The sequence below is a fragment of the Paenibacillus sp. AR247 genome, from assembly GCF_002968895.1.
In the GTDB taxonomy this organism is placed as follows: Bacteria; Bacillota; Bacilli; order Paenibacillales; family Paenibacillaceae; genus Paenibacillus_AQ; species Paenibacillus_AQ favisporus.
Genome location: NZ_PCZT01000025.1, coordinates 54,083 through 64,375, shown reverse-complemented (window position 1 = coordinate 64,375; position 10,293 = coordinate 54,083). Strand labels below are relative to the sequence as shown.

14 protein-coding genes are annotated in these 10,293 nt (G+C 53.7%); 13 read left to right on the top strand and 1 reads right to left on the bottom strand.

The annotated features are described in order from the left end of the window. The first annotated feature begins 178 nt into the window (after positions 1 to 178). Positions 179 to 595, top strand: a complete 417-nt coding sequence (locus CPT76_RS32910; RefSeq protein WP_105445888.1) for a GNAT family N-acetyltransferase — start codon at positions 179 to 181, stop codon at positions 593 to 595. Positions 596 to 678: 83 nt separating this feature from the next. On the opposite strand, the gene CPT76_RS32905 is transcribed toward CPT76_RS32910, so the two are convergent. Next, positions 679 to 2,139, bottom strand: coding sequence for a PAS domain-containing sensor histidine kinase (locus CPT76_RS32905; protein ID WP_105445887.1), 1,461 nt, complete (start codon positions 2,137 to 2,139; stop codon positions 679 to 681). Positions 2,140 to 2,296: 157 nt separating this feature from the next. On the opposite strand from CPT76_RS32905, the gene CPT76_RS32900 reads away from it, so the two are divergent. The 12 genes from CPT76_RS32900 to CPT76_RS32850 form a co-directional block, all read left to right on the top strand. Further along, positions 2,297 to 2,806 (top strand): GNAT family N-acetyltransferase, encoded by a 510-nt coding sequence (locus tag CPT76_RS32900; protein ID WP_105445886.1) that lies wholly within the window; start codon positions 2,297 to 2,299, stop codon positions 2,804 to 2,806. Between the two features lie 24 nt (positions 2,807 to 2,830). Then, positions 2,831 to 4,060, top strand: a complete 1,230-nt coding sequence (locus tag CPT76_RS32895; protein WP_105445885.1) for a serine hydrolase domain-containing protein — start codon at positions 2,831 to 2,833, stop codon at positions 4,058 to 4,060. A gap of 101 nt (positions 4,061 to 4,161) precedes the next feature. Further along, the gene (locus tag CPT76_RS38110; protein ID WP_181153211.1) at positions 4,162 to 4,314 is read left to right on the top strand and encodes a hypothetical protein; all 153 of its coding nucleotides are present in this window, start codon (positions 4,162 to 4,164) and stop codon (positions 4,312 to 4,314) included. Positions 4,315 to 4,603: 289 nt separating this feature from the next. Continuing rightward, on the top strand, positions 4,604 to 5,458 hold the full coding sequence (locus CPT76_RS32890; RefSeq protein WP_105445884.1) for an ABC transporter ATP-binding protein: 855 nt from the start codon (positions 4,604 to 4,606) through the stop codon (positions 5,456 to 5,458). Positions 5,459 to 5,585: 127 nt separating this feature from the next. Beyond that, positions 5,586 to 6,176 carry a histidine phosphatase family protein gene (locus CPT76_RS32885; protein WP_105445883.1) on the top strand — a complete coding sequence of 197 codons (591 nt, stop codon included), beginning with the start codon at positions 5,586 to 5,588 and terminating at the stop codon, positions 6,174 to 6,176. A gap of 161 nt (positions 6,177 to 6,337) precedes the next feature. Further along, positions 6,338 to 6,733 carry a VOC family protein gene (locus tag CPT76_RS32880; protein WP_105445882.1) on the top strand — a complete coding sequence of 132 codons (396 nt, stop codon included), beginning with the start codon at positions 6,338 to 6,340 and terminating at the stop codon, positions 6,731 to 6,733. A 48-nt stretch (positions 6,734 to 6,781) separates the two neighbouring features. Continuing rightward, positions 6,782 to 7,576 (top strand): aminoglycoside adenylyltransferase domain-containing protein, encoded by a 795-nt coding sequence (locus CPT76_RS32875; protein ID WP_258169038.1) that lies wholly within the window; start codon positions 6,782 to 6,784, stop codon positions 7,574 to 7,576. Between the two features lie 174 nt (positions 7,577 to 7,750). Next, positions 7,751 to 8,656, top strand: coding sequence for a sugar phosphate isomerase/epimerase (locus CPT76_RS32870; RefSeq protein ID WP_105445881.1), 906 nt, complete (start codon positions 7,751 to 7,753; stop codon positions 8,654 to 8,656). Positions 8,657 to 8,688: 32 nt separating this feature from the next. Further along, on the top strand, positions 8,689 to 9,285 hold the full coding sequence (locus CPT76_RS32865) for an HAD family hydrolase (protein WP_181153210.1): 597 nt from the start codon (positions 8,689 to 8,691) through the stop codon (positions 9,283 to 9,285). 16 nt (positions 9,286 to 9,301) lie between these two features. Beyond that, complete coding sequence (locus CPT76_RS32860; protein ID WP_105445879.1) at positions 9,302 to 9,634, top strand: HIT family protein; 333 nt, start codon at positions 9,302 to 9,304, stop codon at positions 9,632 to 9,634. Positions 9,635 to 9,650: 16 nt separating this feature from the next. After that, a complete protein-coding gene (locus tag CPT76_RS32855) occupies positions 9,651 to 9,845 on the top strand; it encodes a DUF4177 domain-containing protein (RefSeq protein WP_105446059.1) in 195 nt (64 codons plus the stop codon). Positions 9,846 to 9,946: 101 nt separating this feature from the next. Continuing rightward, positions 9,947 to 10,293: inositol monophosphatase family protein (locus CPT76_RS32850; RefSeq protein ID WP_308737713.1), on the top strand; the 347-nt coding region annotated here is incomplete at its 3' end.

The following is a 10,293-nucleotide window of genomic DNA, read 5'->3' as shown; positions in this document are numbered from 1 at the left end:
TGACCGCGGAGGATTACGGCAAAACCTGCATTCTTCCCGGCGGCGGTGAAGCGACGCTGGATTGGCTGGTGAACGATTACCTGGAGCATATGCGGCACCACTTTAGGCAGATTCTCGGTCCGGAGTCGGTAGAGCGGGCGGAGGCCGGGACATAGACAGACTGGAGGAAACTAACATCATGGAAACACTGCGAGAGCTGTTGATTGAGGATTACGAACAATGCATGGAGCTGTGGGGCAATACGGAAGGGATGGCGCTGAGCGACGCCGATTCGAAAGAATCGATACACCGGTACCTGGTTCGGAACCCGGGCATGAGCTTTGTCGCCACCGAGGGTGATCGGGTGATCGGCACCATTCTGTGCGGCCATGACGGCCGAAGGGGGTATATCTACCACGTTGCGGTCGATCCGGCCTGCAGGGGCCGCGCCATCGGGCAAAAACTGGCGAAAGCCGGGCTGGATAAGCTCCGGGAAGAGGGCATCGCCAAGTGCCATATCATGGTGATCGAGGAGAATGAGATCGGCAATTATTTTTGGGCCAAATCGGGCTGGAGCCGGAGGGACGGCATTCTGCTGTATTCCTCCAATACATAGGAGCATAACGCGGGAGTACCGTCCTTTTTTTGGTCCCAGGATGTGAAACTTACAATTATCGGCTGATCACCGGATCAGGCTTGTTATGATGAGGCTGCCTCCGGTTCGGAAATAACGGGGAGCGTTACGGTAAACGTAGTGCCCTCCTGGAGAGCGCTCTGGACCGATATGTTCCCGCCGTGATTATGGATGATGTTGTGTGTAATCATAAACCCAAGACCGGTGCCAGATTCCTTGGTCGTGAAAAAGGGCTTGCCCAGCGCCTGGATCTGCTCCGCTGTCATGCCGCAGCCTTCGTCCTGAACGCTGATGAAGGCCTCGTTGTTCCGGGAGAGAGCATGGATCCGGATGATGCCGCCTTCCGGCATGGCTTCCATCGCATTTTTGAGCAGGTTGATGAAGACCTGTTTCAGCTGGTTGGCCTCGCCGGCAATCCAGATGGAAGGTTCGGAGAAGGCGGAAACGATCTCGATATTTTTTAATGCAGCCTGGCCGTTCATCAGTGTAATCACCTGGTCCAGCAGCGGCAAAATGTCCATTGGCTTGCTCGCATGTGAAACCTGGGGTTTGGACAGCACCAGCAGCTCATTGACGATAAATTCGATCCGCTTCAGCTCGGATTCCATGATCGCAAAGTACTGGTCGTTGTTTTGGCTGGAGGTGCGGAGGAGCTTCAAAAAGCCGAAAATGGCGGTCAGCGGATTGCGGATTTCGTGAGCGATGCCAGCGGCAAGCTGCCCTGCCGTCGATAGCTTCTCGGACTGCATGAGCCGGTCTTCCTCAAGCTTCTGGTCGGAGATATCTTTAAAGATCCCGATGACGCACCGCTTTTTTTGATAGGTAATCTTCAGTGAAAATCCTTCCACATGCCTCAGCTGTCCATTGAGACAGCGGATGCGGTAGCGTACTGAGCCGATGGGCCTGTTGTTGTAGTGCCGCTGCTTGCGCTCGGCCAGAATTTCGTGGTCGGCGGAGTCGACCAAATCGTCCGTTGACATGCCGATTACGGCTTCAAGGCTGTCTGCATGAATGAGCCTGAGTCCGGCAGGATTGGCATACTGAATCTGGCCGTGGTTTGTAATCAGCACGGACAGGGGGAGGCCATCCAGCAGCTGCATGAAGGAATCCTCCCGCTCGTGCAGATGGGTTTCGGTATAATGCAGCCGGGTTTCCATTTGCATCATCTGGGTCCTGTTTTCGAATTGGGTGAAGTAAATCTCAGGTTTCCCGGCCTCATTTCGAATCAAGGAGATGCGGATATCAAGGGATAACCGTTGTCCTGAAGGATGATAGTAATGCTGGTCGATCCGGTGCTGATCCCGTTTCATGGATTGCAGCCACTCCCCGCACTTAACGATGTCGCGGGACAGTTCCTGAATCGCAGGAAGAAGATCCGGCAAAGTGAAATGGTCAGGAGTATAACCGAGGAGGGTGCATAAAGCGGGGTTGACCTCTAGGAAGGCTCCGTCAGGCGCGATAAGGGCCATGCCGATCGCGGCCTGCCTAAAGGCAAAGTCGTAATTATGGACTTCAGCGGATCGCATGGCAGTTCCCCTCTCTACTATCAAGCCGTGGCATATTTATACATATTATAATCGCGAATCTCTTTAATCATCAATGCTAAAGTAAGTGAACATTAACTTTTATAAGAGAGCCGCGGAACATGGGGACAAAAAAATATTCGATATGGAGGTACTGTAAATGAAAATCACGCTGACTTTGCTCACTTCAGAGGAATTAAAGCAGCAGTGGAAGCAGGCTTTTACCGAACAGGACATCTTTCGCCCCGATGAGTACTACGATAAGTGTCTCGCTGAAAACGCAGCGGGTGTCCGTGAAACGATCATCGCCTATGCAGATGACCAGGTCGCCGGGGTATGTCATCTGAAATACGAATCGGACTACCCCCCTTTCCAAGAGCAGGGCATTCCGGAAGTGAATGATCTCAATGTGTTCCCTGTCTTCCAGCGCCAAGGAATCGGTAACCGGATCCTGGAGGAGTTTGAATCGATCGTAAGCCGCAAGGGCAAGCGGATCGGCATCGGTGTGGGCTTGTTCAAGGACTACGGCAAGGCACAGCGCATTTACTGCCGCAGAGGTTACATCCCCGATGGCAACGGCATCGTGTATAAGAACCAGCCAGTCGTGCCGGGCGAGATGGTCCGGGTGGACGATGATCTGAATCTCTTTTTTATTAAGGAACTTCAATAAAAAAGGAATGTTGGAGGTGTACGATTGGAACTGGAAACCGCACAGCCGGAAAGCCACGGCCTGTCGTCCGGCGATGTACTTCGGTTCTTAGAACGGATCGAGGAACTGGAGCTTCAGGTCAACCGTTTGATGCTGCTTCAGAATGGAAAAGTTACGGCCCGTTTCAACCGTCAGCCATATCGGGAAGAGGCACCCACGTTATTATTTTCGCTCAGCAAGAGCTTCACTTCCATTGCGGCGGGAATTGCCGGGGACGAAGGATATTTCCGGCTGACGGATCCGGTCGTTTCGTATTTTCCCGATAAGCTTGCCGGTGACGTCCCGCCCTACTTATCACAGATGACCATCCACCATCTGCTCTCGATGAATACAGGACATCATGACAACATCTACGGCCGGGTGATGGAATCCGGGCCAGACTGGGCCCAAACGTTCTTATCCTTGGCGCCGGAGCATCCGCCGGGAAGCCATTACGTGTACAACACCCATGCGACCTATATGGTTGCCGCCATTCTGGAAAGAGCGACCGGCATGGGCCTCGTCGAATATGTAAAACCGAGATTGTTCGAGCCGCTTGGTATTGGCTTGGTGGATTGGGAAACCTGCCCGATGGGAGTGGCCGCAGGCGGCATGGGGCTGAGCATTCCCATCGACGGCGTGGCAAAGTTCGGTCAGATGCTGCTGAACGAGGGCGTGTATGGCGGCCGGAGAATCGTATCGGCGGAATACATCCGGTTAGCCACCGCGGAGCAGAGCGATAACCGCCGCAATGAGACGAGGGCCGATTTTTCGGAAGGGTATGGCTACCAGTTTTTCCGGTGCCGGAAGGGATGCTATATGGGAAACGGCGGGTTCGGACAGCTCTGCTTTGTTGCTCCGAAGCACGGCATTGTTATTGCAGTCTCTTCCGGCATGAGCCATATGAAAAAGCAGCTGCCGCAGCTGCTGGACCTCATCTATGAGCATATCGTGGACCGGATAGATCGATCGCAACAAGTCAGCTCCGAAGCGTACCCGCTGCTTCTGCGGCGGATCGCGCGAATGCAGGAAGACGCTGAGCACCGGGTACCTTCTGCTTTGTCTTCCATGCCGGATGATTGGGCAGGGCACTACCGTGTCCAGGCTCCAGAGCCAGGCGGCGTTGCCGAGATTACGGTGTGCAGGCTGGATGAGCGGTCCGAGCTTCGGCTCCGTTATGCTGATGGCAGCCGGCGCGAACTTCCCTTTGATTTGACGAAGATCGATGATTTTTGACGCCATTCTCATTTCCGAGCTGGAAGGGCTCCGCAAGCCGGACCCGGTATTTTCCGTAGGGCTTTGGACAGGCTGGAGCTTCCAGCCGGAGGAGGCTGNGTTTGTCGGGGATCATCCCGTTTAACGATGTCGAGGCCAGCCGGAAGGTCGGGATGAAGGCGGTATGGATGAAGGCGGCTGCCGAAAACACGAGCTGTGAGACGGATTATTCGATCACCGACTTAATGGAACTGAAGGACATTTTGAGTAATTAAGCCATATGCAATATTTGGACAATGGGACCATGTGTTCCATTGTCCTTTTTTCGTGAGATAAGACGGAGAAAAGGGAAAAAACTCTTTACAATGAAATTGAGAATCATTATCATAATAAGTGTGTATACATACACATAAATTGCACTTTTCCACGCATAATGTGTCAACAAAGGCAATCATGCGTTAGACGATACGGCATTTCGACAACGTTGAACATAGCATAAGGCACCCTGCATGCGGAGCGGCGAGCCCGCCACGAAATACAATCCCTAAAAAAGGATGATACGGTATGGTACAAAACACATTGGCTTGGCCGGAGCAAGAGATCGCCACGGAGGATAAACCGCAGCTCCAGTCGAGGCTCGGCACCGAGCAGCTGAACATCGGATACGCCGATACGCTCATTGTCAACAATTTGAACCTGAGCATTCCGGCGGGTAAAATTACGGCTTTGGTCGGCTCCAACGGCTCCGGCAAATCGACGATTCTCAAAACGATGGCCCGCTTGATGAAGCCATCCTCCGGAGCGGTGCTGCTCGACGGCAAATCGATCCACAGCCAGCCGACCAAGGATGTGGCGAAGCAGCTCGCGATCCTGCCGCAAACCCCCACGGCCCCGGATGGGCTGACCGTAACCGAGCTGATCGGCTTCGGCCGTTCGCCGCATCAGCGGGGATTTGGCAGCATCAGCGCGCAGGACCGTGAGGTTATCGAGTGGGCCATTAACGTTACGGGGCTTGGGGACTTTAGGGACCGGGCGATCGACCAGCTGTCCGGCGGCCAGCGTCAGCGTGCATGGATCGCCATGGCGCTGGCTCAGCAGACTGATATTCTGTTCCTCGACGAGCCTACGACCTTCCTGGATATGGCGCATCAGCTGGAAGTGCTGCAGCTGCTGCAGAAGCTGAATGAGGAAGAGGGCCGCACGATCGTCATGGTCGTTCACGACCTGAACCATGCCACACGGTATGCACAGCATATGGTGGCGATCAAATCAGGCACGGTCGTGGCAGAAGGAACACCCGGCGAAGTCATGACCCGGGAAGTGCTGCGGGAGGTCTTCGCTATTGAAGCCGACATCCTCGTCGACCCCCGGACCGGAGTCCCGCTGTGTCTGCCTTACGAGCTGGCGAGAAGAGCTTAAACTGTTATTATCTTCATATAAGCACCCGTGAAACTTTCAGATATGTCAGCAGCAGAATCGCTGGTATGATGAAGTTGAAGCGGGTGCTTTCTTTTTTAACCCAATAAAATGGAAAGGTTGCTGGTTCATGACTGCAAATTCAGTACACCACCTGAAGCGGAGCACGATTCTTTATTTTGTCCGGCATGCCGAATCGCCTTATGAGGAAGGCAGGGAACGAACACGTGGACTGTCCAGTCAGGGGCTGTCAGACGCGCTTGCGGTCAAGGACAGACTGCTGGGTGAAGGCATTGACCTGTACATTTCCAGTCCCTATGAGCGAGCCGTGCGAACGATTCGGGATGCGGCCGACTCCGCGGGCAAGGAAATCATCATAGAAGAGGATTTGAGGGAACGGGAAATCGGGCAGATCGGGCACTTATCGTTTCAAGAAGCGAAGCAAAAGGTATACGGCGATTCCGCTTTTGCTTTTCCGGGGGGAGAGTCGAGCCTGGAGGCGCGGCATAGAGCAGCCCAGGTGATCCGGAGACTGCTGGATGAGCATGCCGGAAAGCGGATTGTCATTGGGACTCACGGCGATATTATGACGTTGATGCTGGGCGAATTTGACCCGCGGTTCGATTACGCCTTCTGGGAATCCACTTCCATGCCGGATATTTACAAGACGGAGTGGGAGGGAGAGACCCTGCGCCAGGTGACGAGGATGTGGAAAGAGTAGGAAATCATATGTATCATTGTTAAAATTTGTGATAGACTGAAAGCGCTGTATCTGCCAGTTTCATAGGGCAACCCTTCGAGCTCTTCAATAAGCCTTGCGGCCAATTCAGTAAGAGGTTGAGCGTACGAAGGAGAATCGACCATTCGGAGGATGATGTTCATTTGAGTAAAGTTCACTTTTCGGTTCAGGTTCGATTGGTTTCGGATTTAGAGAGGTCCAAGCGCTATTATGCGGATGTGCTCGGCTGTGACGTGTCAGACGTTTGGGCGGTAAGGGATGATTTTGCCCTCGGCTTCAAATTGATTCAGGCGGCAAAGGCGGAAGATGTCCGTCCTAACCCCTCCGGGGACAACAAGATGGTTCCATGGGATACTTACGCATATGTCGAAACGCATGAAGAACTGGATCAATTGTATGAGCATTTCAAAGCTAGAGGAGCGCAGTTCATTCAGGAGCCTGTGCTGGAACATCAGGAATGGGGGGACTGGAAGGACTTCGTGCTGGTCGATCCGGATCGGTATGCGATTGCTTTCGGATCAGGCAAAAAGGGGTCATAGTGCCGAAATGACAGCTGTTCCCGGTAAGGGGGCAGCCATTTTTCTATATTGGAGGAAAGTGATGAATACGCAGCAGGTGCTGGACCGTTTGACACAGCTTTTATTACCGAGCTCGGAGCACCGTTGACCGGGTTATATCTATATCTGCACGGCTCGCTGGCGATGGGGTGTTACCGTGAAGACCGGAGCGATATCGATCTCCTGGCGGTCATTGAAGAGAAGCTCGACCCCGAGGTTTGGACTCGGCTCGCCCGAGGCCTTCTTGAGCTTTACAGGCTGATGCCGGGGCACCGCGGGATGGAAGTCAGCGTCATCCTCAGGCAGTACGCCGGGGAGCCGCTGCACCCAACACCGTTTGAATTCCATTATTCGGAGGCGCACCGGGAGCGGTATGAATCTGATGCGCAATATGTATGCGGCGGTTATGAAGACCCTGATCTTGCGGCCCATATGATGGTCATTTACCACCGTGGGATAACGCTGTATGGGGAGCCCGCACAGTCCGTGTTCAGGCCGGAGAAAGAGATGTACATCCGGTCGATCTGGTCCGATGTGGAGCATGCCGTGGAGCAGATCGCCGAGGCGCCGGTGTATTACACGCTTAATCTGTGCAGAATTTTGCGGTTTTTGCGGGAAGGCGAAGTTTCCTCCAAAAAGGAAGGCGGCGAATGGGGGCTCTCGTCCCTTCCGCCTGCGTATGAGCCGCTACTGCGCCAGTGTCTTCTTCAGTATGGAGGGCAGACGGATGAAGTGAGCGTGGAACCTCGGATGCTTCAGGCCTTTGCCCGGGATACGCTGAACGAGATTAAGCAGCGGATGACGGAGGAGGGGATTCATCCCTGATTATCCGATCGTGGGAACATTTTACGCACTTGCTCCCATCATCCATTTCAATTCGCTATTGATAGATTCATAGGCTTTCGTGCAGGCCGGGTTCAATGAATACTGGACGGAACGTGGAAGTAATGGTTAAATTTTCATATGAATGGTTTACACACCGCTGCCGGAGGAATGACGATGAAGCGATTTTTGATCGGGCAATACGGCTCGTTTGACGAGCAAAAGATGGAGCGCGATTACAGAGACAGCTTTTACGGAATCGAGGCCTGTCTGTTTGAAAATGAATCGGACATGCAGAAGCTCTTGAGCGCCTCCAGAGCGCGGGGCTTCCGGATCGGCGTACATTTTCCCCTTCGTGCGGGGAAGTCGCTGTTTCGGGACGCCCTGTTTCTGGATGCGGACAAACATGTCCGTGATGAAGCGCTCCGGCTGATCCGGAACGAGCTCGACTATTTAAGGAACGTACGGCCGGATTACGTGTTGTTCCATTATCCTAAGCCCGTCATCCTGGATGACCGGGTGAACTGGGACAAATGGCATTTTTCCGACAGAACGGAGTATGTCTATGATAGCGATTATTCGCTTGAAATGTTTGCAGAGCGCAGCGATCAGCTTTTTGCCTGGCTTAGCGCCGCTTCCCGAGATTACGGCTTCACGCCGGTTTTGGAATTCGATGCGCTGAATTCTTATATTTATGAGCATGACGTGCTGGAAACACTGCTGAGGAAGTACCCGGACATCCGGCTGTGCCTGGATACGGGAAGGCTGTTTTTGCAGCAGAACGTAGACCCTTCCTTTCAGGCCCTGCCGGTCATCCGCAAATATGCGAAGTATGCGGAGGTTATCCACCTGTGGAATCTTCAGTACACGAAATCGTCCGTCAAGCTGCGCTACCCGGTGCTGCCGGAACAGCGTCCGGAGGACGGATGGGCCCCGATTGGAGATTATTTAACTGTTATCCGCGAGGAAAACCCGCAGGTCAAAATTCAGTTCGAGCACCGCTCCGACCTGGTCAGCCATGAGGATCTGCAGCGCTGTTATGAATGGGTAGACGAATGTTTGCGCAGCACCAATCCCAGCTGATGATGACTGGAAGCTTGGAAGGGGAGGAGCCGATGAACAGACCCCAGCTTATTTTGGATGTCGCCGGTGTCATTGCAACGAACCTCTCGCCTGGATTTTGGGAAGAGGCTGCTGCCATGGCCGGAAGCACGACCTATCGTCAGTTAAAAGACAGCTTCAGCCGGGAAATTCGCGAGTCGTTCTGGACAGGCGGCATCACCATTGAGCAGTTTAGGGACTGGCTCGCCGGGCATGGACCAGATCTGAGCATGGAACGGCTTAGCGCGCTGACGATGAGGTATTTGCAACCCCTCCCCGCTTTGGGGCGTATTGCCACATGGAGCAGGGACGCGGATACCCACCTGCTGAGCAACCACCGGGAGGAATGGCTGAGCGGGCTGCTGGCACCCGTCAAGGAGCAGGTGAAGAGCCTTACCATATCCAGCAGAGCAGGGTATTGCAAGCCGGATCCCCGCATTTATCAGCTCGTATGCGAGCAGCTAGGCGATGGGGGAGGACCCTGCATTTATGTGGACGATCAGGAGAAAAATTTGATCCCTGCCAGGGCATTGGGCTGGCATACGGTTATTGCGGATCCCGAAGGCCGCTGGATGGAGGAAGTTTCGCAGCTGCTGAAGCAGCAGCGATAAGGAAAGGGTGAGGGGCGTGTCGAACGATTTTTATTGCGACGAGGTGCTAAACGGCAAAACGCAGGTCAACCGCGTGTATCAGACGGATCGGGTGCTCGCTTATCATCATACGCGCCCTTATTATGAGCATCATGTTGTGGTGATCCCGAAGCTTCATGTAGGATCGCTGATATCCGGAGAAGAGGAGAATACCGAACAGCTGCTGCTCGAAGTTTTAAGGGTAATTAAGAAGGTCGCCTCGGACATGGTGAGGCAGACGGGAGCAGCCAAGGTCGTCACTAACTTAGGAGACTACCAGGAATCCAAACATATGCATTGGCATGTCGTGAGCGGCCAAACGATACGATGAAAGGAAGCGTAAAATGATGGATCAATGGTCTTACAAGACGGTGAAGTATAAAACAGGAGGCTTTTTGGGCGGCAAGGTGGACGAGGAGGAATTTGAGGATTTGCTGAACAGCTACGGCTACGAGGGCTGGGAGCTGGTATCGTGCTTTGACACGAGCGTATCCCAGGGACAGTCGCGGGACGTCATCGCCATTTTCAAACGGAAAGTATAATGCTTGACATTAAACCCTGACGCACAGGGTTTTTTCTTTCTTGAAGGAGCGAAGGCGGGCGCAGCAATATGAACACTAGGCAAAAGGAGTGGATAGTACATATGGATCAAAGGATCATTGAAGAGGCGAAGCAGCTGGCAATAGCCGCAGCCAAGGAAGCGGGATCCATCGCGAAGGCGTATTTTGACAAGCTGGAAAAGGTTGACCAAAAAGGGGATAACGGCGATCTCGTCACGGTGGTGGACCATTTGGCCGAGGAGCGGATCCTTGAGCATATCCGCAGCAAATTTCCAGATCACCGGATCCGGGCCGAGGAATCGGGAGATCATGGTCAGCGCAGCGACTGGCTGTGGCTGGTGGACCCTTTGGACGGAACGAACAACTATGCGATCGGCCTGCCTGCGTTCTCCTGCTCGATTACGCTGATATACCAAGGGCAGCCGGTCGT

Bases quoted from the DNA above. Each gene is read 5' to 3' on its own strand.
- CPT76_RS32910 (WP_105445888.1), top strand. From the start codon at position 179: ATGGAAACACTGCGAGAGCTGTTGATTGAGGATTACGAACAATGCATG.
- CPT76_RS32885 (WP_105445883.1), top strand. From the start codon at position 5,586: ATGACTGCAAATTCAGTACACCACCTGAAGCGGAGCACGATTCTTTAT.
- CPT76_RS32900 (WP_105445886.1), top strand. From the start codon at position 2,297: ATGAAAATCACGCTGACTTTGCTCACTTCAGAGGAATTAAAGCAGCAG.
- CPT76_RS32870 (WP_105445881.1), top strand. From the start codon at position 7,751: ATGAAGCGATTTTTGATCGGGCAATACGGCTCGTTTGACGAGCAAAAG.
- CPT76_RS32890 (WP_105445884.1), top strand. From the start codon at position 4,604: ATGGTACAAAACACATTGGCTTGGCCGGAGCAAGAGATCGCCACGGAG.
- CPT76_RS32905 (WP_105445887.1), bottom strand. From the start codon at position 2,139: ATGCGATCCGCTGAAGTCCATAATTACGACTTTGCCTTTAGGCAGGCC.
- CPT76_RS32855 (WP_105446059.1), top strand. From the start codon at position 9,651: ATGGATCAATGGTCTTACAAGACGGTGAAGTATAAAACAGGAGGCTTT.
- CPT76_RS32865 (WP_181153210.1), top strand. From the start codon at position 8,689: ATGAACAGACCCCAGCTTATTTTGGATGTCGCCGGTGTCATTGCAACG.